Source organism: Lysobacterales bacterium (assembly GCA_016721845.1).
GTDB lineage: Bacteria > Pseudomonadota > Gammaproteobacteria > Xanthomonadales > Ahniellaceae > JADKHK01.
In genome coordinates, this window is sequence record JADKHK010000005.1 from 200,506 (window position 1) to 223,242 (window position 22,737).

Below are 22,737 nucleotides of genomic sequence, written 5' to 3' on the forward strand. Positions count from 1 at the left end.
GATCTCACATGGCCGGTACCAAGGAAATCCGAACCAAGATCAAGTCCGTGCAAAACACCCGCAAGGTGACGCGCGCACTCGAAATGGTCTCGGCAAGCAAGATCCGGCGCGCGCAGGACAAGATGCGTGCGTCGCGCCCGTATGCGCGCCTGATGCGCCAGATGATCGGCCACATCGCCAAGGCGAACGGGGACTACAAGCACCCGTTCATGAAGGACCGCGCGACCATCAAGCGCGTCGGTTACGTCGTCATCTCGACCGACCGCGGCCTTTGCGGCGGCTTGAACTCGAACCTGTTCCGCAAGATGCTGGCTGAGATCCGCGAGCACCAGAAGAACGGCGTCGAAGTCGACATCGTCGCGATCGGGCAGAAGGCCGCAACCTTCTTCCGTCGTCTCAAGGTGAACCTGGTCGGTTCGGTCACGCACCTCGGCGAGAATCCTCAGGTCGCCAGCCTGATCGGCATCATCAAGGTGATGCTGGATGGCTTCACCGAGGGCCGCGTCGACCGCGTGTTCCTCTGCTACAACGATTTCGTCAACACGATGACGCAGAAGGCGACAACCGACCGGTTGTTGCCGCTGCCGCCTTCGGACACGCTCGAAACCGCGCACGACTGGGACTATCTGTACGAGCCCGATCCGGCGACCGTCCTCGACAGCGTACTGACGCGCTACGTCGAGTCGCTCGTCTACCAGGGCGCGCTCGAGAATCTGGCTTCCGAACATGCCGCGCGCATGGTCGCCATGAAGTCGGCTTCGGACAACGCAACCAAGCTGATCGGCACCCTGCAGCTCGTCTACAACAAGGCGCGTCAGGCTGCGATCACGCAGGAAATTTCCGAAATCGTCGGCGGCGCTGCCGCGGTCTAAGTGCTGTCTGTAGGAGCGCCACTCGTGGCGCGACCACAAAGAATTCAAATTTGAGGATAGGTCATGAACCAGGGCAAAGTCGTACAGATCATCGGCGCCGTCGTCGACGTCGAATTTCCGCGCAGCGCCGTGCCGAAGATTTACGACGCGCTGAAGGTGCAGAACACCGAGATCACGCTGGAAGTGCAGCAGCAGCTCGGCGACGGCATCGTGCGCACGATCGCGCTCGGTTCCACCGACGGCCTGCGTCGCGGCTTGATCGCCGACAACACCGGCGAAGCGATCAAGGTGCCGGTCGGCGTCAAGACGCTCGGCCGCATCATGGACGTGCTCGGCAATCCGATCGACGAAGCCGGCCCGATCGGCGAGAACGATCGCTGGGTCATCCATCGCGCTGCGCCGAGCTACGAAGATCAGGCGGCCTCGAATGACCTGCTCGAAACCGGCATCAAGGTCATCGACCTGGTGGCCCCGTTCGCGAAGGGCGGCAAGGTCGGCCTGTTCGGCGGCGCTGGCGTCGGCAAGACCGTGAACATGATGGAACTCATCAACAACATCGCCAAGGCGCACTCGGGCCTGTCGGTGTTCGCCGGCGTCGGCGAGCGCACCCGCGAAGGCAACGACTTCTATCACGAGATGAAGGACTCGAACGTCCTCGACAAGGTCGCGATGGTGTACGGCCAGATGAACGAGCCGCCGGGCAATCGCCTGCGCGTCGCGCTGACCGGCCTGACCATGGCCGAGTACTTCCGCGACGAGAAGGACGCGTCCGGCAAGGGCAAGGACGTGCTGCTGTTCATCGACAACATCTACCGCTACACGCTGGCCGGTACCGAAGTCTCGGCGCTGCTCGGCCGCATGCCGTCCGCCGTGGGTTACCAGCCGACCCTCGCGGCCGAGATGGGCGCCCTGCAGGAACGCATCACCTCGACCAAGACCGGCTCGATCACCTCGATCCAGGCCGTGTATGTGCCCGCGGACGATCTGACCGACCCGTCGCCGGCGACCACGTTCGCCCATCTCGATGCCACCGTCGTGCTGTCGCGAAACATCGCCTCGCTCGGCATCTATCCGGCGGTCGATCCGCTCGATTCGACCTCGCGCCAGCTCGATCCGCTGGTCGTCGGTGTCGAACACTACGAGACCGCGCGCAAGGTGCAGTCGACCCTGCAGCGCTACAAGGAACTCAAGGACATCATCGCCATCCTCGGCATGGACGAGTTGTCGGAAGAAGACAAGCAGACCGTGTCGCGCGCGCGCAAGGTCGAGCGCTTCTTCTCGCAGCCGTTCCACGTCGCCGAAGTGTTCACCGGTTCGCCCGGCAAGTACGTGTCGCTGAAGGAAACCATCCGCGGCTTCAAGATGATCGTCGAAGGCGGCGCCGACGCGCTCCCGGAACAGGCCTTCTACATGGTCGGCGGCATCGACGAAGCCTTCGAGAAGGCCCGCAAGATGGGTGTCGCGGTTTAATCACCGCGCATCGGGAGAATCCATATGTCCACGATCCGTTGCGACATCGTCAGTGCCGAGGAAGAGATCTTCCACGGCACCGTGACGATGGTCGTTGCCACCGGCGAGATGGGCGAGCTCGGCATCGCGCCGCGCCATGCGCCCCTGATCACCCGCCTCAAGCCGGGCCAGGTGCGCGTCATTCTCGAAAATGGCGACGAACAGTTCTTCTACGTTTCCGGCGGCATTCTCGAAGTGCAACCGCAGGTCGTGACCGTGCTGGCCGACACCGCGATCCGCGCCAAGGATCTTGATGAAGCAGCGGCCAGCAAGGCCAAGTCCGAGGCCGAGAGACTGCTGGCCAACCGCACCGACGCGATGGAAATCGCCGAGGCGCAAGCCCAGCTCGCCCAGGCCGTCGCCCAGCTGCAGGCCCTCGAACGCCTGCGCAAGAACCTCAAACACTGAGTTCAACACTGTCCCCACAGGACGCGCCGACGCCGACCCACAAGGTCGGCGTTGTCGTTTGTGGGGTTGGAGAAACCGGGCGCGCTAGAATGCGCGTCTTGAACTCGCCTGGAGCAGGACATGACGGACGCCGAGAAGATCTACGACTTCTGCGACGAGATGTGGGAGCGCCAGATCATTCCGCAGCTCACCGAGTACATCAAGATTCCGGCGAAGTCGCCGGCGTTCGACGCGGCCTGGGAAGACCACGGCTACATGCGGGCCGCGATGGACCTGATCGAGACCTGGGTGCGCGCGCAGCCGGTCACCGGCATGAAGGTCGAGCGCATCCAGCTGCCGGGGCGCACGCCACTGCTGTTCATCGAGATTCCGGGCAAGGGCGACGACGTGGTGCTGATGTACGGGCACATGGACAAGCAGCCGGAAATGGTCGGCTGGAATGTCGATCTCGGCGCCTGGAAGCCGCTGCGCGCCGGCGACAAGTTGTATGGTCGTGGTGGCGCCGACGACGGTTACGCGACCTTCGCATCGCTGACCGCGGTGATGGCCCTGAACGAACGCGGCATCGATCATTCGCGCATCGTCATCGTCATCGAGGGCTGCGAAGAGTCGGGTTCCTACGACTTGCCGTTCTACATCAATCATCTTGCCGATCGCATCGGCCGGCCCTCGCTCGTGGTCTGTCTCGATTCCGGCGCCGGCAACTATGATCAGTTGTGGTTGACCACGAGCCTGCGCGGCCTCGCTGGCGGCACACTCAATGTGCGCGTGCTCGAAGAGGGAGTGCACTCGGGCGATGCCAGCGGCATCGTGCCGAGCTCGTTCCGGATCCTGCGCAACCTGCTCGACCGCATCGAGGACTCGAAGACCGGGCGAATCACCGCCGACGTGCTGAACGTCGACATCCCGAGCGACCGCATCAGCGCCGCGAAGGAAGCGGCGGGCGTGCTCGGCACCCAGGTCTACGACAAGTTCCCGTGGCCGCAGGGCGTGATGCCGATGAACTCGGACCTCGCCGAACTCGTGCTCAACCGCACCTGGCGCCCGACCTTGTCGGTGACCGGCGTCGAGGGCATGCCCAAGCTCGAAGATGCCGGCAATGTGCTGCGTCCGTACACGGCCGTGAAGTTGTCGGTGCGTATTCCGCCGACACTGGACCCGATCGTCGCTTCAAACAAGTTGAAGGAAATCCTGGAGAAGGATCCGCCCTACGGCGCCAAGATCGAGTTCGACATCGAGAAGTCCTCGCAAGGTTGGGCGGCGCCGTCGCTGGTGCCGTGGCTGGCGGACACCGTCGATACCGCATCGAAGACCTGGTTCGGCACCAAGTCGGCGCAGATGGGCGAGGGCGGCACCATCCCGTTCATGGGCATGCTGCAAGACCGTTTCCCGGAGGCGCAGTTCGTCGTCACCGGGCTGCTCGGTCCGAAGTCGAACGCGCATGGTCCGAACGAGTTCCTGCACATCCCGACCGGCAAGAAACTGACCGCAGCGATGTCCAAGGTGATCGCCGACCACTACGTCAACCGCGGCTCGCCGACGGTGGCCTGATGCGCACGCTCGCGCTGGTCGCATTGCTGGGTGTGGCGTCGCTGGCGCAGGCCGAGCGACGCATCTCGATCGATGTCGATCTGCGTATCGATGCGAGGGCGATCGCGGCGGTCGACGTCGCCGATGCCTTCGCCGATGCACTCGCGAGCGGTGATCTCGATGCCGCGAAATCGATGCTGGCCGAGGACGTGATCGTGCTCGAATCCGGCGGTGTCGAAGCCTCGCGCGACGAATACTTCGCGCACCACGCCGCGGCCGATGCCAAGTACCTCGCCGACGCGACGCAGACGATCACGCGCCGTGTGGCCAAAGCCGAAGACGGCGCCGTCTGGATCGCGACCGAATCGACCCTCGCCAAGCCGAATCAGTCGCCGAGCAAGAACACCGAAACCCTGGTGCTCGCGAAGCGCAAGGGCGGCTGGAAGATCGTGCACATCCACTGGTCGAGCCGGGACTGACTCGTGCGGAAGAACTGCAAAAATGGCAGTGGTACGCTGATGTTCGACGGCTTTGCGCCGTGGACTATCGAGCATTAAGGCTGGTTCGACTCGGGAGACGCGATGTTTCCTTTCCATAGATCTGCACTCTTCGTTGTCTTCGCCACTGCGTCATCCCTGGCTTTCGGCCAAGCGATCCTCGTCGATGGCTTCGAAGAACCGCGACTGTGGGCAACCTCGTACGAGAACAAGCACAACGCCGGCATCGACAACCCGCGCTTGCCTTACCTGAGCGACGTCGCCTCGACCGCCCTCGAACCGCAGGAGACCTACTTCTGGGCTCGGGCGGTGGCCTTCGCCGACTTCTTCCAGGATGGCACCGTGGGCGCGATCGCGTTCAGCGCGTTCTGGCGGAACACGTTTCCGCAGTTCAACCCAAACCACATGCCGGACTCGCCGTCCAAGCTGTACTTTCTGCACCGGTTGGCGGATGGCAGATGGGAAGAGCGCACGATGTCGTTGCTTGCAGACGGGCAGTCGCGCTTCACCTGCATCCAGCCGAACTATCTGCAGGTGGCCGACTTCAACCATGACCGACGCCCCGATGTCTTCCTGACCTGCACCGGAGTGGACTTCGTGACGGACTCGCAAACCGACGGACTCTCCGACCAGTTCGTCGTGCTGAGCCAATCGAACGGCCGCTACCTCATCAACCGCCTGGACATGCCGATGATCTACTCCCATGGCGCCACGGTCGCCGACATCGACGGCGACGGTCACCAGGACATCCTGACGGTCGCGCCCGCAGCAGGGAGCCAGGGGTTCGGTCGCCCGCTCGTGTTGTGGGGACGCGGGGATGGCACCTTCCAGTTGGACGCGACCCGGTTTCCAGCGGAGATGCAGAACAAGCCGATCTACGGCATCACGGCGATTCCGATCGACGGACAAATCAAGGTCGTCGTCAGCGGCAATGCACCGGGCGCGGTCTCACCGCCCGATCCGGTCTGGCAATACGGTACGAAAGTGTTCCGCTATGTCGATGGCCTGTTCCAGCTTGAGCTGGACCTGACCCCGACACTGCCCGATGTGACCGGCACAAACGTAACCTTCGGACTCGCATTGGATGTCGTCTACGACGCCGGCTACTACTACCTGTGGCACGTCGATCATCTCTACCAGAACCAGGCCTTGGTAAAGACGCACGCCACCAACGGCCAGACCTCGGTGCTATGGCAACGACCGGTCGACTTGAACAACTGGGAGAGCGGCTCGATGAAACTGATGTCGTCCGGGGCCCTGCTCAGCCAGATGGCAGGCTGCGGAACCGGTACGGAGGTTCCGGGCTCATACAACTACTACGCTTGCAGCTGGAGCTTTCCGATCCGATAAGTCGAGCGACCTCACCCCGGTCTCGAGTACCACCGTGAATTGAAGTTGTGTGGCTCGCTGACAGGCAATTCGAAAGTCCGCTTCCAGACTGCGGACACGATTGATGCCAATGCGCGGTCATCAAACTGCGGAGCGGCGGCTGATGTAGGCCGGCGACTGCATCCGCAAACAAAAACGGCGCGATTGCTCGCGCCGTTGTCGTTCAATCTATGGGGGTCGGGATTACCAGACCACTTCCGCCATCGAGCAGTTCAGGCCGGAGCCGATGCCCATCAGGCCGATGCGCTTGCCTTTCTGCAGGCGGCCCATTTCCTTGAGGCGGCTGAGCGCGATCGGCACCGAGGCCGGGCCGACGTTGCCGTACTCCGGGAACACCGTCAGCACCTTCTTCGGGTCAATGCCGAGCAGTTCGCAGATGGCGCTGGTGTGCACCTTGCTGATCTGGTGGATGACGAATTCGTCGAGTTCTTCGCTGGCCCAGCCGAGCGCCGCGCGTGCGGCCTGGAAGGTCTTGGCCGCGAGCTTCAGGCCCTCGACGAGCAAGGTACGGGTATCGGTGACCATGCGGTCGACATTGCCGCGGCACAGGTGCGAGAAGTTGGTCGCGGCGCGGGTGACGCAGCCGAGATAGCGATGGCCATCCGGAGCGAGCTCGGCGCGCGCCAGCACCATCGCGGCGCCGCCGGAGCCCAGCGTCAGCGACGCGAATTCGTTGCGGAACTGTTCGGCGGTGACGTCCGGACCAAGCAGGCGCTGGATCGTGTGCTCGGTGATCGCATTCGAGTTTTCGCCGTCGACCACCAGCGCGTATTCGATGTCGCCACGCTCGATCATGCGGGCGGCAATGTCCATGCCGTTCAGGAAGGCGAGGCAGGCATTGCCGACATCGAAGTTCTGGCAGGTATCGGCCAGACCGAGGTTGCCGTGAATGATGCTGGCCGTGCTCGGTTCGAGGTAGTCCCGGCACACGGATGTGTTGACCAGGATGCCGATCTTCTCGTGCGGCACGCCCGATTCCGCGATGGCCTTCTGTGCGGCCATGGTCGCAGCATCGGAAGGCATCGTATCGATGCTGAACATGCGTCGCTCGCGGATGCCGGCAATATCTTCCAGCAGGTTTTCGCGGATGCCGAGGCGATCCAGCGTCGGCTGCAAGCGCGCCATGATGTCGACCGAGGACAGGCGAATCGGCGCCTCGACATGGGTGACGCTGGCGATGGCGACGTGCTTGTAGAGCATGGAAGTTCCACGATGCGAAAGCGGACGCGCAGGCTAGCGGCTTTGCGGAGAGCGGGCAAACCGGGGCACCTTGTTTCACGTCCCCGGTTTTGACGAGTCCGGGCGCTTGCGCCAAGCTCCGGCGGCCTCAATCGTCGGGAGCAGTGATGGGTATCCGCAGTCTGAGTGGTCTCGACGCCGGATTCCTCTACATCGAAACACCGGAAGCGCCGATGCATGTCGGGGCTCTGGCGCTGTTTGCGTATCCCGAATCGATCGACGGATCGCTGATCGAGCATGTGCGCGCGCATCTGGCCGGTCGACTGCATTTGTCCGGCGTGCTCAACCAGCGACTCGCGCTGATGCCATTCGACCTCGGCCACCCGATCTGGGTGAATGCCGACGAGATCGACCTCGGACAACATGTCCGCCATGCCCGCTTGCCCAAACCGGGATCGTTGGCCGCACTGGAAAAGCTGGTCGCCAAGCTGCATGCCGAGCCGCTCGACCGCTCGCGGCCGCTCTGGCAGTTCTGGATCATCGAAGGCTTGCGCGACGGGGGTTTCGCCTTGTTCACCAAGGTCCACCACGCCGCCCTCGATGGCGCTGCCGGTGTTGCGCTGGCGCATGCACTGCTTGATCTCGGGCCGGTGCCACGCACCGTGTCGCCACCGTCCCACAAGGAACCCAAACCGCCGCCGGGCGTGCGCCGCAAGCTCGGCATGCTGTTCACGAACACCTTGGCGCAATACACCAAGCTCGCGAAATCGCTGCCGGACATCGCCCAGATGGCCAGCAGCGGCGCCGGCAAGTTGCGCGATGCGCTGAAGACGCCGACCGCGCTGGTCGACCGCTGGCTGGCGCCGCGCACACGCTTCAATGTCGCCATCGATGCCTCGCGCGCCGTGGGCACCTGGTCATTGCCGCTGCCCGAATTCAAATCGGTGGCGGCGATGCTGGATGCGTCGCTGAACGACCTGCTGCTGGCCTTGTGTTCGGGTGCCCTTCGGCGCTACCTGAAGGCGCAGCGCGAGTTGCCGAAGGCGTCACTGATCGCAGCGATTCCGGTGTCGCTGCGGGAAAAGGGCGACACCAGCGCGAACAATCAGGTGACGATGTTGCCCTGTCACCTCGGCACCCAGCACGCCAAGCCCGAGGATCGACTCGCCGCGGTCCAGGTCGGCATGGCCGAACTCAAGCAGGCGACCAGCAGCTACAAGTCGCTGATCCCGACCGACTACCCCTCGCTCGGTGCGCCATGGATCGTGTCCGGGTTGGCGCAGTTGTATGCGAAGTCGAAATTGGCCGAACGCGTGCCCTTGCCGGTGAACCTGATCATTTCGAACGTGCCGGGTTCGCCGGTGACCTTGTTCCTAGCTGGAGCGCGCATGCTCGCCTACCACCCGATTTCGGCGATTACGCACGGTCTGGCCCTGAACATCACGGTACAAAGTTACGAAAAGGCGCTGGACTTCGGTCTGGTGGCCTGCGCGCGCGCGGTGCCCGATCTCGATGCGCTGATCGACGCACTCGCTGCTGAATATGATGAATTGAAGGCCCTTGCCGCGGCCCGCCTGGCCCCCAAGCCAGTGCGCAAGCGCAAGCCGGCCGCACGCCCACGGAGCAAGGCATGAGCAAGACGACGATCACCCCCGATTCCGCCGCCCGCCCAGGCCTGATCAAGCTGGCACTGGAAGCACGCGCGCCCTACGAATTTGCGGCTGGCGTCGCCAACCTGTTCTACACGCAGCACCTGCCGCGCGGTGAACGTCATCCGGTGCTGGTGTTTCCGGGGCTGGTCGCCTCGGATCGCAGCACCCTGGTGCTGCGCAGCCTGCTCTGGCGACTTGGCTATGATCCCTATGGTTGGGAGCAAGGGTTCAACTTCGGGCCGCGTCATGGCGTCGTGGCCGGTTGCCGGGCGCGCGTCGAGGAACTGTTCGTCGAGCACGAGAAGAAGTTGACCCTGATCGGTTGGAGCCTCGGCGGCATCTATGCCCGCGAGATCGCCAAGCTGGTACCGGAATGCGTGCGCCAGGTGATCACCCTGGGGTCGCCGTTCAAGGGCGACCCGCGCGCGAACAACGCCTACAGCATTTTCCGGATGGTCTCCGGGCATCGCGTCGATGCCAACATGGTGGCGCGCATCGGCGAGAAGCCCCCGGTGCCGAGCACGTCGATCTACAGCAAGAGTGACGGCGTGGTGCCGTGGCAGGCCTCGCATCAGGAGTCGCAGGAAGAAGCCGAGAACATCGTCGTCAAGGCCAGCCACCTCGGCCTCGGCTTCAATCCGGCGGCGCTGTATGCGATCGCCGATCGCCTCGCACAGCGCGAGGGTGAATGGCGGCCGTTCGAGCGTCGCGGTCTCAAGCGCCTGATCTTTCCGGACGCGTTCGCGCTTTGAGCATGCGCGCCGCTGCGCTGCTGCTGATGCTCGTCACTGCGCCGGTCTGGGCGGCGAGCGACATCAGCGCCGTGCTTCCGAGCGGTGCGCATGTGCGCGTGGCAGTGCCGGACGGGTGGCACGCAGGCGACACGCTGCTGCTCTACCAGCACGGCTTCGACATGGATGCGGACGACAACCCCGACCTCGGTCCCTTGCGCGATCTGCAACTGGCGCAGGGTTATGCGATCGCGGCCAGCGGCTATGCGCAATCGGGATGGGCGTTGTTCACGGCGGCGCAGGACAATCGCGATCTGGTCGAGTACGTCACCACGCATTACGGCGCGCCGGGCGCGTTGATCACGATGGGCGGTTCGATGGGCGGGCTGATCGCGCTCAAGCTGGCGGAGTCGCCGGGCTTCGAGTCGACCAAGGGCGTCTATGCGTTGTGCCCGCCGGCTGCGGGTGCGCGCAGCTGGGATGCGGCTTTCGACCTGCGCTTGGCCTATGACGCCGTCTGCGAAGGCGTCGGTGGCGGAGAACTGCTGGATGGCGATGCGCCGCTGGCCTGGGCGACGAACCTCGTCGATATTCCCGACAGCATGGGTGACCTGAGCGGCTCGCGTTCGGTGCAGCAGACCTACGCCCGCATCCATCAATGCACCGGCATCGCGCTGCCGAACTGGCTGCGCACATCGCCGCAGCGAGATCGACTGGCGCGACTGATGCGTTTCGGCGCCTTCACCAGCGAAGATTTCCTGCTCTACAACCTCGCGTATTCGGTGTTCGCGCTCGGGGATCTGGTGCGCGCACCGGACAAGCTTGCGGCGCGCAATCCGTTCAGCAGTCGCGGCGTCGACTACGGCGACGAATTGATCAACCTGCGCGTACCGCGCGTCGATGCCGATCCACTCGCCGCTTTCGATTTCGCGCGCGCGTCGTCCCTGAATGGCCGGGTCGGCGCCGCCACGCGCATCGTCTCGCTGCATACCGATGGCGACGAGCTGGTGCGGCTCGCGCATCAGCAGTCCTTGCGCAGCAGGTACGGCGGCAAGCTCGTGTCGGTGCCGATCGACGAATCTTCCGGCACGCATTGCGGCTTCAGCGCGGCCGAACTGGTCGCGGGCTGGGAACGGTTGCGCGGCTGGATCGCGCAGCCGCAGTCGGCGCCGGATACGGCGGCGCTGGCCCCGGCCTGCAGCGCTGCAATCGCACAGGGGTGGCCCGGGCCCTGCCGGTTCGCGCCGGCCCTGGCCGTCGGGGCACTCGCGACCACGATGCGTGATCGCGATGCGACCGCTGCCGCATACGCGGGTGCAGCGGAAGCGCGCATCAGCGGCAGCTGGTTCGACCCCGAGCGATCCGGCGAAGGCGTGCTGATCGAACGCTTCAACGCACGTCAGGCCAGCGTGCTGTGGTTCACCTATGCGCCCGAAGGCGAGCCGGCGGGACTGGTCTGGCTCGGTGGCGTCGGCGAGATCGATGCGAACGGCATCCATGTTCCCGTGCTGCGGCGCATGAGCGGCGCCCGCTTCGGTGATGCGTTTCGGTCGGTCGACGTGGTCGCCGCGCCCTGGGGCAGCGTCGATCTCGCCTTCGATGGCGCCGACGTCACGAACCACGCCGCACGCCTGCATCTGCGGTATCGCGGGCCGGCGGTTTTCGGCAGTGGCCAGCGACGCATGCAGCGTGCCCTGTCGGTCGGGCCGGACGGCAGTTCGCATCGGGTCGACGATCCGCGCGACTGGCAGTACAGCGGCACCTGGTTCGATCCGTCGCGCAGTGGCGAAGGCTGGCTGATCCAGCAGTCCGGTGCACCGCTCGAACGCCTGACCAGCGTCGTCTGGTTCACCTACGACCTCGATGGCAATGCGCTGTGGCTGACCGGGCATGCGCTCGAGCTAGCGGGGCACATCGAGATCCCCTTGCATCGCACTGCGGGCACGCGCTTCGGTGACGCCTTCGATGCCGCCGCCGTCACCACCACGCCGTTCGGGCGCGTGATCCTCGACGTCGCCGATTGCGATCATGCAAGGCTGCAGTTCACGGCGATCGATCCGCGCTACGGCGCGTTCACGCGCGACCTCGTGCGGTTGACGCGGCCCGATGCCGTCGGCACGGCATGCGCGCCACGATGAGGCGAGTACTGCGATCGGCCTTGATCGCGCTGTCGTTGGTGCTGGCGGTGATGGCGCTGAATGCGTGGCGCGTGTCGGTGCCGATCGTCACCGCACAGCCGTATCGACCCACGCTCGAGGCCGATGCGATGGCACGGCGGCTCGCGGCAGCCTTGGCGATTCCGACCCTGAGCGCCACCCCGGAAGCGCCCTCGCTGGCGCGCTTCGATGAACTCCATGCATTGCTGCAGGCGCAGTTTCCACGGGTGCACGCGGCGCTAACGCGCGAGATCGTGAGCGGCGCCAGCCTGTTGTACCGCTGGCGTGGCCGCAGCGATTGCGCGGCGACCTTGCTGGCCGCGCATCAGGACGTGGTGCCGGTGGAGCCGGGCACCGAGGCCCTCTGGCGACACCCGCCGTTCGCCGGTGTCGTCGCCGAGGGTGCGGTCTGGGGACGCGGTGCGATCGACGACAAGTCGGCGCTGATGGCGATCCTGGAAGCGGTCGACTACCTGCTGGCCCGCGACGTCCGGCCAGAGTGCGATGTCTGGCTGGCCTTCGGGCACGATGAAGAGGTCAGCGGTCTGCAAGGCGCGCGCGCGATGGCCGCATTGCTGCAGGAACGCGGCGTGCAACTGGCCTACGTGCTGGATGAGGGCGGTGCCATCACGCTCGGCGCGATTCCGGGAACGGACAAGCAGCTGGCGACCATCGGTGTCGCCGAGAAGGGTTACGTCAGCGTGCGGCTGATCGCCCGCGATGGCGGCGGGCATTCCTCGATGCCGCCGCGCAGAACCGCGATCGGCCGATTGGCGCGTGCGGTGGCGCGACTCGAAGAGCATCGCCCCGCGGCGGATTTTTCATCGGTGCAGCGGGAAATGCTGAGGCGCATCGCGCCGCATGTCGATCCGCTGCAGCGCATGGTGTTGTCGAATCTGTGGATCACCGCGCCGCTGGTCGAGCGCCTGCTGTCGGCGCAGCCGGCCAGTGACGCGACCCTGCGCACGACGACTGCACCGACCATGCTGCGTGCCGGCATCAAGGACAACGTGCTGGCGCAGCAGGCCGAGGCCGTGGTGAATTTCCGCGTGCGCATCGGCGACAGCATCGATGCCGTGCTGGCGCATGTGCGCACCACCATCGATGACGCCGACATCGAGATTGCGGTGGATGACGGCTTCCGCAGCGAACCGAGTGCGATCTCGTCCTGGGAAGACGCCGCATTTCTGCGCATCGAGCGCGTGCTGCACAGTGTGTCGCCGGAATCCGATCTGGTGGTCGCGCCCTATGTCACGTCGGGCGGTACCGATGCGCGCCATTACGCGGTGTTGACCCCGAATCTTTACCGTTTCCTGCCGGTGACGCTGACGCCGGAACTGCTGGCGAGTTTCCACGGCAACAACGAACGCATCCCGATCGATGAATATGTCCGGATGGTGCGCTTCTACCTGTTGTTGCTGCAGCCGGACGGCGCAGTCGATCCTCAGCGGCAGTCGTAGGCGCCGAAGCGTTGCTCGCCGTTCAAGGGCTCGTCGGCGGCCTGGATGGTGTCGGCGCCGATGCGCGCAGCCTCATTGCGCGCCAGTGATTCGAGTTCGTCACGCACCTTCAGGTCATTGCGTCGATACAGGCCGACCTTGTGTTTCACCGACACCGTGATGTCGCCTTTCGACGTGCACGCGCCGAGATTCTTGCCGTAGGCGACCTGCACCTGCTTCCCGGCCGCATCCGGTTCGACCCAGGTGCAACCTGCGGCCATCAGCGGCAATACCAATACGAGCGAGACGATCAGACGCATGAACCTTCTCCGGAGCGGAAACCGTCGCGAGCATAGCCCGCGACGGTGGCATGACGATGAACGCGCGCCGATCAGCGCACGCCGCATTCGCAGTGGGCCTGGATCGCAATCGGCAGACCCCCGCCGGCACGCGCGTGCATCAGGCGCTGCAGCCGCGCGAGGTCGGTGCGGGCGGGTTCGCGCAACAGCGACAGTGGCGTCAGCAATCCGTGCTCGCGCAACATCGCGGTCGCACCGGAACGCGAGGCTTCGATCATGAAACTTTCGAACAGGCTGGGCGTTTTCTCGATGTAGCGGGTCACATGATCGGCGCCGAGCTTGGCGCGTTTCGCCGCATCGGCGACCGCACTGTCAAGTCCGCCAAACGCGTCGACCAGGCCATGCTGCTTGGCCTGTGCGCCACTCCAGACCCGTCCGCGCGCGATCGCATCGATCGCGGCCACGTCCTGTTCGCGCGCGGCCGCCACCTTGGTGGTGAAGTCGCGATAGCCGGCGTCGAGCACGTCCTGGATCATCGCGCCGACCTTGGGATCGAGCGGGCGGGCCGGATCGAAGGCGCCGGCCAGCCAGGTCGTGCCGACGCCGTCGGTATTCAGTCCGACCTTGCCCATGGCATCGGGCACGTTGAAGAACAGACCGAAGATGCCGATCGAGCCGGTGATGGTGCTCGGGTCGGCGTAGATGCGGTCGGCATCCATCGAGATCCAGTACCCGCCGGATGCGGCAAGATCACCCATCGACACCACCACGGGCTTGCCGGCAGCCTGGGTCAATTCCACTTCGCGCCGGATCAGTTCCGACGGGAACACGCTGCCGCCCGGCGAATTCACGCGCAGCACCACGGCCTTCACGTCGTCCGCTTCGCGCGCTTCGCGCAGCAGGGCACTGGTGCTCTCGCCCCCGATGCTGCCGGGCTCGCCATCGCCATCGACGATCTCGCCCTCGGCCACGACGATGGCCACGGCCGATCGCCCCGGCATCTGCGGTACGGCATTCACGCGCTGCAGATAATCCATGAAACCGATCTGGCGGAATCCGCGATCGTCATCGCCGGCGGCACCGCTGGCGGCGATCCGGGCTTCCAGTTCATCACGCGTGACCAGGGCATCGACCAGCTTCTGCGACAGCGCGAGCTGGGCCAGGTCGCCGTTCGCGGCGTGAAGCAGGGTCGGATAGTCGTCGATCTGCGCTTTCAGCGTCGCGGCGTCGAGCTTGCGCGCCTCGGCGATATCGGCGAGATGGCGCGACCAGACATCGTTCATCCAGTACAGGTCGGCTTCATCGGCTTCCGGCGAGGAATCGGACCGGATGTAGGGCTCGCCGGCCGACTTGTATTCACCGACGCGAAACAGGTGGGCCTCGATGCCGAACTTGTCGAAGGCATCCTTGAAATAGGTACGGTAACGACCGAGACCTTCCAGCAGCACCGCGCCCTGCGGGTGCAGCAGCACTTCATCGGCCTGGGCCGCGAGCAGGTAGCCGCGTTGTTCGTAGCCGTCGGCGTAGGCATAGAGTTTCTTGCCGGACTTGCGGAACGTGCGCAGCGCCGCGGCGAGTTCGCGCGTGCTGGCCGGGCCGATGCCGGCGATGCCGTGCGTGATCAGCAGGACCTGGCTGATGTGCGGATCCTTCGCGGCGGCTTCGAGCGCCTGGGTGATGTCGCGCAGACGCGTTTCCTTGACCGGATCGCCCAGCGATTCACCGAGCGCGCGATCGAGCGGTTCGGCAGTGTATTGCTCGACAATCGCGCCCTGCGGATTCAGCACCAGGGTGGTCTTCTGTTCGAGCGCGCCATGGCCGCCGCCGAAGATCGCGATCAGCAGGATCAGCATCACGAGCAGGAAGATCGCGTTCATGACCAGTCGTCGCGAGAAATCGACGGCGTGGAAGAGTCCGCCGAAGAAGCGGCGGATGGGGCCTTTCTGGGGTGCGTTCATGGGCGGATCCGGTAATGAGACGGGAAGCGTGTGGTCAATGCGGTGCGGATTCAAGCACGCCGCCATCGGCTGCTGCGGCGGCGAGGCCGTCGATGTCGCGTGGCAGGCGGCGCAGGCGCAGGAACAGGCGCGTCAGCAACAGGGTGGCGGCTGCGGTGAGTCCGGCGATCAGGCCGATCCACATGCCCGGTGCGCCGCGTCCGAGTCGGAACGCACAATACCAGCCGACACTCATGCCGATGCCCCAATAGGCGATCGCGGTCAGCAGGGCCGGCACTCGCGCATCCTTGAGACCACGCAGCGCCGATGCGGCGACCACCTGCAGCCCGTCCGAGAATTGGAAGATCGCCGCGTAGACCATCAATTGCGCCGCCAGGCTGCCCACCACGAGGTCGCCCGTGTACAGCGCCGCGATCTGCGGCGCGAACGCCGCCAGCATCGTCGCCGACACCAGTTGTGCGGTGATGGCCAGCAGCAAGCCGGCTTCGGCGGCACGGCGTGCCCGTTGTGCATCGCCCGCGCCGACCGCATGACCGACGCGCACGGTCGTGGCCATGCCGATGCCGAGCGGCACCATGAAGGTGATCGACGCGACATTGATCGCGACCTGATGGCTGGCAACCGCATTCGCGCCCAGCGAGCCGATCAGCAAGGCCGTCACCACGAACAACGAACCTTCCATCAGGATCATGATGGCGATCGGCAGACCCAGGCCGAGCAGGTCGCGGATCAGCGACCAGCGCGGCCGCGAAAAGCCGCGCAGCAGATGCAGGTCGGCGAAGCGCGGGTGGTGCAGCACGAAGATCGCCATCGCCACCGCCTGCAGCCAGACCGTGCAGGCCAGCGCGATGCCTGCCCCGACGGCGCCGTGTTCGGCAAAGCCGAAACGCCCGAAGATCAGTCCGTAACCGAGCGGGATCAGCACCAGCAATCCCATCGCGCTGACGTACAGCGTCGCACGCGTGTAGCCGAGACCCTCGCAGAAAAAACGCAGTGCGAAGAAGGTGGCCAGGCCGGGTGCGCCCCACGAGGCCGCCTTCAGGAACGCGGCGGTGTCCGCACGCAGCGAGGGATCGACCGCCATCACGTCGAGCAGGAGGCTGGCCGCGCGCAGGAGGATGAACAGGGTCAGGCCGATCGCCCAGGCGATCCAGAGCGCCTGACTCAGCAACGGTGCGATCTCGTCGCGGCGGCCGGCACCGTCACGTTGCGCCACGTTCGGCGGAATCGCGAACAACAGGCCGAGACAGGCGATCAGCACCAGCGACCACACCGCTGAACCGACCGCGATCACCGCCAGTGTGTGCGGCCCATGATGGCCACCGAGCACGGTATCGGCGACATTCATCAGCATCGCCAGCAGCTGCCCAACGACCAGTGGCAGTGCCAGTCGTCCGACTTCGCCCAGTTCGTCGCGGAATGGCGTGTTCTGCCGCATGGGCGTTGTGACCTCGAGTTCAGCGCTCTATCTTACGGGCCACGCAGCGAATCCACCCATGCCGATGAGCACGTCCAACGAATCCGCGGTCGAGATGGTCCGCAGCGAGCAACCCTGTCTGAACTGCGGCGCGCCGATGCTGGGCGAGTTTTGTTATGCATGCGGGCAGCCGAAGAAAGGCATGATCCGGCACCTGCCGGGGCTGATCGCGGACTTCTTCGACAGCGTGTTCAATCTCGACACGCGTACCTTGCGCACGCTGGGTCCCCTGTTGACCCGGCCGGGCTTTCTCAGCAACGAATACTTCGCCGGACGGCGCACGCGCTATGTCACGCCGCTGCGCCTGTACCTGTTCATGTCGGTTCTCGCGTTCCTGATGGTGTCGATGGTGACGCCGGTCCAGGAGGGTCGCGACAACGGTTTCCGCGTTTCCGTCGGCGACCCGCCGGCGCGCTCGGAAGCCGAGATCGCGGCCGGCGAACAGGCCGCGATCCGCGGTTTGCAGGAGGCGCGCGGCGTGCTTCCCGATGCTGCGGTCGACGAGTTGAGTCGCGAAATCACGGCCGAAGTCGCGGCCGAACGAGCGCGTGCGCGCGACGGGAAAGGCGGGGATGCCGCAGCCGTGCCCGAGGAAGATCTGGCGGTCACGCCGGACAATCCCAATCCCGGTCGGGTGTCGATTTTCGGCAGCAAGCCCTGGCATCCGGTCGACAACCCGGTGCATGTCGGCTGGCTCGGCGAGACCGGCAATGCCTGGCTCAATGATCGGGTCGGCATGCTGGTCGCGAATTCGATCGAGGCGAACAAGCATCCGGCCAAGTTCGTCGCGGCGATGTTCAGCGTCGCGCCGCAAGCCCTGCTGATGATCCTGCCGGTGTTCGCGTTGCTGCTGAAGATATTCTTCGTGTTCAAGCGGCGGCTGTACATGGAGCATCTGATCGTGGCCCTGCACAGCCACAGCTTTCTCTGCCTGTCGATCTTGCTGCTGGTGCTGCTGAACCAGATCGCCGGATGGACGGCCGAATGGCCCGTGCTGCCCGGTCTGGTCGGACTGCTGATTTTCGTCGTGAGCTGCTGGATCCCGCTGTACCTGCTGGTGGCGCAGAAACGCATCTACGGACAGGGTTGGCCGATGACCCTGCTCAAGTATTTCTGCATCGGCATCGTCTACACCGTGCTGCTCTCGTTCGGGCTGATCCTCAATCTGCTCTGGGCGCTGGCGTCGCTTTGATCCTCCGCGATGTCCGCTGGCCGGTACTCGTTTGGCGCGTCGAACCCGCTTGAGGTTTGGTGATCCGGCCCCACTCCGGGATAATCGCCGGCCGTCGCGATGGAGTACCCCGTGTTTTTTGAACGTCTACCCGAATTCATCGGCAATCACTTCATCCTGGTCACCTTGTTCCTGCTGGTCGCGCTGATGCTCATTTCGACCGAGTTCTCGGCGCTGATGCGGCGTTACAAGGCGATCGCGCCGGCCGAACTCACCCGACTCGTCAACCGCGACAACGCGTTGCTGGTCGATGTGTCCGCGAACAACGAATTCGAAGCCGGCCATATCGCCGGTGCGAAGCATGTCGCGATGGCGCAGTTCGATCCCGAGCACAAGGATCTGGCGAAGGTGAAGGATCTGCCGGTCATCGTCGTATGCCGCAGTGGCCAGACCTCGGCCAGCGCCGCCGCGAAGTTGTCGGCGGCCGGCTTCACCAAGGTGCACTGGCTCGATGGCGGCCTCGCCAGTTGGACCGGCGCCGACCTTCCCCTTGCCAAGGGCAAGGCCTAAACCCTTCATTCCGCTGTGAAACCTGCAGCGGCTCGCCTCGTCGGGCCGGCCGTGGAATAATCCGCGCCCTTTTTTCCGACCTTTCAACCGGAGTCTGCAATGACCGATACCGCACCCGTCGCCAATGGCGCCGCTGACCAGCCGCAAATGGCGCAGGTCGCCGTCCAGAAAATCTACGTGAAGGACTCCTCGTTCGAAGCCCCGAACGCCCCGATGATCTTTCAGGATCAGGGCCAGCCGAACATCCAGCTGAACCTCAATCAGAAGGTGCAGACGATTGGCGAGAACGTCTATGAAGTCGTGCTCACGGTCACCCTGACCTGCAAGATCAGCGACAAGACGGCTTACCTCGCGGAAGTCCAGCAGGCCGGCATCTTCGGCATGGTCGGCTTCGATCCGGCGACCCTGCACGGCATGCTCGGCACCTTCGCGCCGAACACGCTCTTCCCGTATGCGCGCCAGGCGATCTCGGCCCTCGTGCTTGACGGCGGCTTCCCGCCCTTCCTGCTGCAGCCGGTCAACTTCGACCAGATCTACGCCGAAAGCATGCGCCGTCGTGCGCAGGAACAGCAGGCCGCCGCAACGGCCTGAGGCTGCGACGCCCCGGTGCGCCGGGGCGTTCCGCGGGCGCATCCGGTCATGCAGAACCTCTCCATCAGCGTGTTTGGCGCCGGCTCCTGGGGTACGGCGCTGGCCGCCGTGCTTGCCCGCCATGGCATCGACACCCTGCTTTGGGGGCGCGACGGCGCGGCCATCGATGCAATGCGGTCGACGCGCCGCAACGCCCGATATCTCGGCGACATCGATCTGCCCGAATCGCTGAATTTCACCGCCTCGTTGAGCGAAGCCGCAGCGCGTCCGTTGTGGCTGATCGTTACGCCCAGCCACGCTTTCCGCGAATTGCTGGAAGAGCCCGTGCTCCGTGCCGCCCGGCCGGACGGCGTGGCATGGGCGACCAAGGGCTTCGAGCCGGGCTCCGGACGATTCCTGCACGAAGTCGCCGCGTCGCTGCTGTCGGTCGGCACGCCGCTCGCCGTCGTCACCGGTCCCTCGTTCGCCCGCGAGGTCGCGCTGGGCTTGCCGACCGCGGTGACGGTGCATTCCGATGATTCCGGATTTGCCGACCAGATCGCGTCCTGCCTGCATGGCCCGGCGTTTCGCGCCTACACCGGCAGCGACATGATCGGCGCCGAACTGGGCGGTGCGATGAAAAATGTGCTGGCCGTCGCGACCGGTGTCGCCGACGGCATGCAGCTCGGCCTGAATGCCCGAGCCGGCATGATCACGCGCGGCTTGAACGAGATGCTGCGCGTCTGCGTCGCGATCGGCGGCAAGCCCGAAACCCTCATGGGGCTCGCCGGGGTCGGCGATCTGGTGCTGACCTGCACCGGCGACCTGTCACGCAATCGACGACTCGGCCTGGCGCTCGGCCGCGGCGTCGGCCTGCAGCAGGCGGTGCGCGAGATCGGCCAGGTGGTCGAATCGGTGCAGACGGTGAATGAGGTGATGCGCATCGCGCGCCGGCACCGCATCGAACTGCCGATCACCGAGCAGGTGCAACGCGTGCTGGCCGAGGAAATCACGCCGCACGAAGGCCTGAAGTGCCTGCTGGCACGCGAGCAGAAGCCGGAGTATCCGGACTACCTGTTCCGCTGAGTCCCGCAAAACGAAAGCCCGGTCGCGAGACCGGGCTTCGGAATTGCAGTGTCGCGCGAGCGATCAGAAGCTGATGCGCGGGCCGACGAACAGTTCGTTGCCGTCGTTGCTGAGATTCAGCGTGCCGACGATGCCCCACTCGCCGAACTTGTACTGGCCGTAAAGTTCCACGCCGGTGCTGCTGTCGTCTTCGAGGTCGATGTACTTCAGCGAGGCGCCGGCTTCGAAGTGCTTGGTGAAGGCGTTGCGCACGCCGGCTTCCAGGCCCCAGCCATTGCCGTCGACGATATCGGCGTCGACCTTTTCATAGGACACGCGGCCGAAGAAGTCGGCCGAATCGCTGATGCCCATGTTGTAGCCGAAGCCGGCGTTCCAGCCGTCGACGTTGTAACTGGTATTGAGCACGTTGACGTCGTACGAGCGGTAGTTGCCGAACACGTGCCAGTTCTCGGTCAGCGCACCGGCGCCGCCGAAGCCGAAGCCGTTCTCGGCATCGCTGCCGTCCGGATCGATGCGCGTCGCACCCGCCTGCAGGTAGGAGTAGCTGAGATCGCCGGCATTGGCCGCGAACGGCAGGGCGAGGACGAGGGCAAACGCGATTTTCTTCAAGTTCATGTGGATCTCCATGGGTGTGTCCCACTATTCGGTGGGCGGGGCGAAGGGTGCTGTCTTGCTCATGTACGCAGTCTGAGCGGCATCCGTATCAGGCAGGGAGGGATTCATTCAGCGCGGCGCCAGCAAAGCCACTCTGGCGCCACGCCTCGTAGACCATGACCGCAACGGCATTCGAGAGGTTCAGGCTGCGGTTTCCGGGTTGCATCGGCAGCCGCAGGCGCGCGGATTCGGGAAGGGCATCGATGACGGTATCGGGCAGGCCACGGGTTTCGCAGCCGAACACGAAGGCGTCGCCTGGCGCGAATGCCACATCGGCATAACAGCGGCGACCGCGCGTCGAGAGCGCGAAGACCCGCGGCGGATTCACGTCGCCCAGAAAGGCGGCGAAATCGTCATGGACCTGGACCCGCGCAAATTCGTGATAGTCGAGGCCGGCGCGGCGCAGCTTGGCGTGGTCGAGGTCAAAGCCGAGTGGGCGGATCAGGTGCAGTCGGGCGCCGGAATTCGCGCACAGGCGGATGACATTGCCGGTGTTCGGCGGAATCTCGGGATTGAACAACACGACATGCCACATCGCCGCGAGATGGAGGCGTGAATGCCCGACTCAAGACGGGCGTGCGCGTCGCAACACGATCACCGCCGGCAACTGGTCGCGCCAGGCGCGTCGCGTCGCCGCGGGTGCGGTGTCGGCGGTCTCGGCCAGCGGCAGCACGATCACCTCGGTGACCGGGCCGATCGACTGCAGGGGTTCGGCGGTTGCCGCCAGGGCGAGACCCAGCACCGCGAAGGCGGCGGCCGCCACCGGAATGCGCTTGAACGGATGAACTCGGGACATTGCCATCTCCATGATCGTCGTATGCCGGATTGACGCAGTTCCCGTGCCAATCGTGTCATCCATTCAATCGATTGATTTCAAATGATTTATGACGGCAGGTCGGTGTTGGTTCGATGTCCGGACCGCGCTGCTGTCCGGACCCGGACAGCAGCGCGGACACCGCTGCGGTCATTGCGCAGCAGGCTCCTCGACGTGCTTGCGCACGATCACCACCTTGCGCTCGCCGGTCCCGTCGCCCGGCGAGTCGGCCAGGGCTTCCGGATCGGCGTCAATCAATGCGTCGATTTCGGCATCGTCGATGGTCGCGTCGCCATTGCGACGCAGCACCACGACCCTGGTCTCGCTGGCGGGCTCGCCATGGCGCTCGATGCGCACCTGTTTCTCGACGTTGGCCTCGATACCGGCGTGGTGGTCGCCGGCCTCCGGCAGCGCGACCTGGATGGTCTTGTCGGCCATCTCGATGCGAAGCCCGTCCTCGCTGCGCGTGACGAGGACCGGCGTGCCGGCATCGGTCTCGTAGCCGCGTGCTTCGCCGACCGCGAGCGCACCGTCAAAGCGCAGTGACTCGACCGCGCCATCGGGATTCTTCAGCTTCAGTACGGTTGTCATGGCCGGTGTGGGGGTGGCGTCGGTAGCGAACAGGGGGCCGGCCGCGATCAGGGCGAGAACGGCGAGCAGAGGTCGCGGAAACGTGTGCATGAAGAACTCCTTGCGGGATCGGGATGGGCCGCGCTGCGGCAGATCGGGCAGCGTCAGCCGCCTCGTCTTCCATGGATGCACGGACACGCAAAAGC

General features: G+C 65.1%; 22 protein-coding genes. 14 read left to right on the forward strand and 8 right to left on the reverse strand.

What is annotated here, in order from left to right; all coding sequences use genetic code 11:
* The first annotated feature begins 8 nt into the window (after positions 1-8).
* The 6 genes from atpG to IPP28_03335 all read left to right on the forward strand — a co-directional run bounded on the left by atpG (position 9) and on the right by IPP28_03335 (position 6,166).
* Positions 9-872, forward strand: a complete 864-nt coding sequence (gene atpG / locus IPP28_03310) for a F0F1 ATP synthase subunit gamma (GenBank protein ID MBL0040081.1) — start codon at positions 9-11, stop codon at positions 870-872.
* Between the two features lie 63 nt (positions 873-935).
* Positions 936-2,342 (forward strand): F0F1 ATP synthase subunit beta, encoded by a 1,407-nt coding sequence (gene atpD / locus IPP28_03315; GenBank protein ID MBL0040082.1) that lies wholly within the window; start codon positions 936-938, stop codon positions 2,340-2,342.
* A gap of 24 nt (positions 2,343-2,366) precedes the next feature.
* Complete coding sequence (locus tag IPP28_03320) at positions 2,367-2,789, forward strand: F0F1 ATP synthase subunit epsilon (GenBank protein MBL0040083.1); 423 nt, start codon at positions 2,367-2,369, stop codon at positions 2,787-2,789.
* Positions 2,790-2,909: 120 nt separating this feature from the next.
* Positions 2,910-4,340 carry a M20 family metallopeptidase gene (locus IPP28_03325; protein ID MBL0040084.1) on the forward strand — a complete coding sequence of 477 codons (1,431 nt, stop codon included), beginning with the start codon at positions 2,910-2,912 and terminating at the stop codon, positions 4,338-4,340.
* Positions 4,340-4,798: a nuclear transport factor 2 family protein gene (locus tag IPP28_03330; GenBank protein ID MBL0040085.1), complete on the forward strand. Its 459-nt coding sequence runs from the start codon at positions 4,340-4,342 to the stop codon at positions 4,796-4,798. Before IPP28_03325 ends, IPP28_03330 begins: the two co-directional genes overlap by 1 nt.
* A gap of 102 nt (positions 4,799-4,900) precedes the next feature.
* Positions 4,901-6,166: an FG-GAP repeat protein gene (locus IPP28_03335; protein MBL0040086.1), complete on the forward strand. Its 1,266-nt coding sequence runs from the start codon at positions 4,901-4,903 to the stop codon at positions 6,164-6,166.
* Positions 6,167-6,388: 222 nt separating this feature from the next.
* On the opposite strand, the gene IPP28_03340 is transcribed toward IPP28_03335, so the two are convergent.
* Positions 6,389-7,405, reverse strand: a complete 1,017-nt coding sequence (locus IPP28_03340; protein MBL0040087.1) for a 3-oxoacyl-ACP synthase III — start codon at positions 7,403-7,405, stop codon at positions 6,389-6,391.
* Between the two features lie 146 nt (positions 7,406-7,551).
* Between IPP28_03340 and IPP28_03345 the strand changes: the two genes are divergently transcribed.
* The 4 genes from IPP28_03345 to IPP28_03360 are packed head-to-tail and all read left to right on the forward strand — an operon-like array spanning position 7,552 to position 13,383.
* Positions 7,552-9,018 carry a wax ester/triacylglycerol synthase family O-acyltransferase gene (locus IPP28_03345; protein MBL0040088.1) on the forward strand — a complete coding sequence of 489 codons (1,467 nt, stop codon included), beginning with the start codon at positions 7,552-7,554 and terminating at the stop codon, positions 9,016-9,018.
* Between the two features lie 11 nt (positions 9,019-9,029).
* Entirely contained in the window at positions 9,030-9,788 is a 759-nt protein-coding gene (locus IPP28_03350) for an alpha/beta hydrolase (GenBank protein ID MBL0040089.1), read from the forward strand.
* 2 nt (positions 9,789-9,790) lie between these two features.
* Positions 9,791-11,905: a hypothetical protein gene (locus IPP28_03355; GenBank protein ID MBL0040090.1), complete on the forward strand. Its 2,115-nt coding sequence runs from the start codon at positions 9,791-9,793 to the stop codon at positions 11,903-11,905.
* Positions 11,902-13,383, forward strand: coding sequence for a M20/M25/M40 family metallo-hydrolase (locus tag IPP28_03360; protein ID MBL0040091.1), 1,482 nt, complete (start codon positions 11,902-11,904; stop codon positions 13,381-13,383). The genes IPP28_03355 and IPP28_03360 overlap by 4 nt, the downstream gene beginning before the upstream one ends.
* Here the strand turns inward: IPP28_03360 and IPP28_03365 are convergent.
* The 3 genes from IPP28_03365 to IPP28_03375 form a co-directional block, all read right to left on the reverse strand.
* Positions 13,368-13,682 (reverse strand): DUF4156 domain-containing protein, encoded by a 315-nt coding sequence (locus IPP28_03365; protein ID MBL0040092.1) that lies wholly within the window; start codon positions 13,680-13,682, stop codon positions 13,368-13,370. The two genes, IPP28_03360 and IPP28_03365, sit on opposite strands and share 16 nt — an antisense overlap.
* A 71-nt stretch (positions 13,683-13,753) precedes the next feature.
* Positions 13,754-15,619 (reverse strand): signal peptide peptidase SppA, encoded by a 1,866-nt coding sequence (gene sppA, locus IPP28_03370; protein ID MBL0040093.1) that lies wholly within the window; start codon positions 15,617-15,619, stop codon positions 13,754-13,756.
* A 34-nt stretch (positions 15,620-15,653) separates the two neighbouring features.
* A complete protein-coding gene (locus IPP28_03375) occupies positions 15,654-17,057 on the reverse strand; it encodes an MATE family efflux transporter (protein MBL0040094.1) in 1,404 nt (467 codons plus the stop codon).
* A gap of 58 nt (positions 17,058-17,115) precedes the next feature.
* Here IPP28_03375 and IPP28_03380 point away from each other — a divergent pair, with 58 nt between their 5' ends.
* From IPP28_03380 to IPP28_03395, 4 genes are all read left to right on the forward strand, one after another.
* The gene (locus IPP28_03380) at positions 17,116-18,288 is read left to right on the forward strand and encodes a DUF3667 domain-containing protein (GenBank protein ID MBL0040095.1); all 1,173 of its coding nucleotides are present in this window, start codon (positions 17,116-17,118) and stop codon (positions 18,286-18,288) included.
* 111 nt (positions 18,289-18,399) lie between these two features.
* Positions 18,400-18,837 (forward strand): rhodanese-like domain-containing protein, encoded by a 438-nt coding sequence (locus IPP28_03385; protein MBL0040096.1) that lies wholly within the window; start codon positions 18,400-18,402, stop codon positions 18,835-18,837.
* Between the two features lie 99 nt (positions 18,838-18,936).
* On the forward strand, positions 18,937-19,428 hold the full coding sequence (gene secB, locus IPP28_03390) for a protein-export chaperone SecB (protein MBL0040097.1): 492 nt from the start codon (positions 18,937-18,939) through the stop codon (positions 19,426-19,428).
* A gap of 48 nt (positions 19,429-19,476) precedes the next feature.
* Positions 19,477-20,493, forward strand: coding sequence for an NAD(P)-dependent glycerol-3-phosphate dehydrogenase (locus IPP28_03395; GenBank protein ID MBL0040098.1), 1,017 nt, complete (start codon positions 19,477-19,479; stop codon positions 20,491-20,493).
* 63 nt (positions 20,494-20,556) lie between these two features.
* Here the strand turns inward: IPP28_03395 and IPP28_03400 are convergent, their stop codons facing one another.
* The 4 genes from IPP28_03400 to IPP28_03415 all read right to left on the reverse strand — a co-directional run bounded on the left by IPP28_03400 (position 20,557) and on the right by IPP28_03415 (position 22,642).
* Positions 20,557-21,108: an outer membrane beta-barrel protein gene (locus IPP28_03400; protein ID MBL0040099.1), complete on the reverse strand. Its 552-nt coding sequence runs from the start codon at positions 21,106-21,108 to the stop codon at positions 20,557-20,559.
* 88 nt (positions 21,109-21,196) lie between these two features.
* Complete coding sequence (locus tag IPP28_03405) at positions 21,197-21,682, reverse strand: tRNA (cytidine(34)-2'-O)-methyltransferase (protein ID MBL0040100.1); 486 nt, start codon at positions 21,680-21,682, stop codon at positions 21,197-21,199.
* A 30-nt stretch (positions 21,683-21,712) separates the two neighbouring features.
* Positions 21,713-21,943, reverse strand: a complete 231-nt coding sequence (locus tag IPP28_03410) for a hypothetical protein (protein MBL0040101.1) — start codon at positions 21,941-21,943, stop codon at positions 21,713-21,715.
* 168 nt (positions 21,944-22,111) lie between these two features.
* Entirely contained in the window at positions 22,112-22,642 is a 531-nt protein-coding gene (locus tag IPP28_03415; GenBank protein MBL0040102.1) for a hypothetical protein, read from the reverse strand.
* Positions 22,643-22,737 lie beyond the last annotated feature (95 nt).

Excerpts from the sequence above, each read along its gene's own strand:
- atpG (MBL0040081.1), top strand. The coding sequence starts at position 9 with ATGGCCGGTACCAAGGAAATCCGAACCAAGATCAAGTCCGTGCAAAAC.
- atpD (MBL0040082.1), top strand. The coding sequence starts at position 936 with ATGAACCAGGGCAAAGTCGTACAGATCATCGGCGCCGTCGTCGACGTC.
- IPP28_03320 (MBL0040083.1), top strand. The coding sequence starts at position 2,367 with ATGTCCACGATCCGTTGCGACATCGTCAGTGCCGAGGAAGAGATCTTC.
- IPP28_03325 (MBL0040084.1), top strand. The coding sequence starts at position 2,910 with ATGACGGACGCCGAGAAGATCTACGACTTCTGCGACGAGATGTGGGAG.
- IPP28_03330 (MBL0040085.1), top strand. The coding sequence starts at position 4,340 with ATGCGCACGCTCGCGCTGGTCGCATTGCTGGGTGTGGCGTCGCTGGCG.
- IPP28_03335 (MBL0040086.1), top strand. The coding sequence starts at position 4,901 with ATGTTTCCTTTCCATAGATCTGCACTCTTCGTTGTCTTCGCCACTGCG.
- IPP28_03340 (MBL0040087.1), bottom strand. The coding sequence starts at position 7,405 with ATGCTCTACAAGCACGTCGCCATCGCCAGCGTCACCCATGTCGAGGCG.
- IPP28_03345 (MBL0040088.1), top strand. The coding sequence starts at position 7,552 with ATGGGTATCCGCAGTCTGAGTGGTCTCGACGCCGGATTCCTCTACATC.
- IPP28_03355 (MBL0040090.1), top strand. The coding sequence starts at position 9,791 with ATGCGCGCCGCTGCGCTGCTGCTGATGCTCGTCACTGCGCCGGTCTGG.
- IPP28_03360 (MBL0040091.1), top strand. The coding sequence starts at position 11,902 with ATGAGGCGAGTACTGCGATCGGCCTTGATCGCGCTGTCGTTGGTGCTG.
- IPP28_03365 (MBL0040092.1), bottom strand. The coding sequence starts at position 13,682 with ATGCGTCTGATCGTCTCGCTCGTATTGGTATTGCCGCTGATGGCCGCA.
- sppA (MBL0040093.1), bottom strand. The coding sequence starts at position 15,619 with ATGAACGCACCCCAGAAAGGCCCCATCCGCCGCTTCTTCGGCGGACTC.
- IPP28_03375 (MBL0040094.1), bottom strand. The coding sequence starts at position 17,057 with ATGCGGCAGAACACGCCATTCCGCGACGAACTGGGCGAAGTCGGACGA.
- IPP28_03380 (MBL0040095.1), top strand. The coding sequence starts at position 17,116 with ATGCCGATGAGCACGTCCAACGAATCCGCGGTCGAGATGGTCCGCAGC.
- secB (MBL0040097.1), top strand. The coding sequence starts at position 18,937 with ATGACCGATACCGCACCCGTCGCCAATGGCGCCGCTGACCAGCCGCAA.
- IPP28_03395 (MBL0040098.1), top strand. The coding sequence starts at position 19,477 with ATGCAGAACCTCTCCATCAGCGTGTTTGGCGCCGGCTCCTGGGGTACG.
- IPP28_03400 (MBL0040099.1), bottom strand. The coding sequence starts at position 21,108 with ATGAACTTGAAGAAAATCGCGTTTGCCCTCGTCCTCGCCCTGCCGTTC.
- IPP28_03405 (MBL0040100.1), bottom strand. The coding sequence starts at position 21,682 with ATGTGGCATGTCGTGTTGTTCAATCCCGAGATTCCGCCGAACACCGGC.
- IPP28_03410 (MBL0040101.1), bottom strand. The coding sequence starts at position 21,943 with ATGTCCCGAGTTCATCCGTTCAAGCGCATTCCGGTGGCGGCCGCCGCC.
- IPP28_03415 (MBL0040102.1), bottom strand. The coding sequence starts at position 22,642 with ATGCACACGTTTCCGCGACCTCTGCTCGCCGTTCTCGCCCTGATCGCG.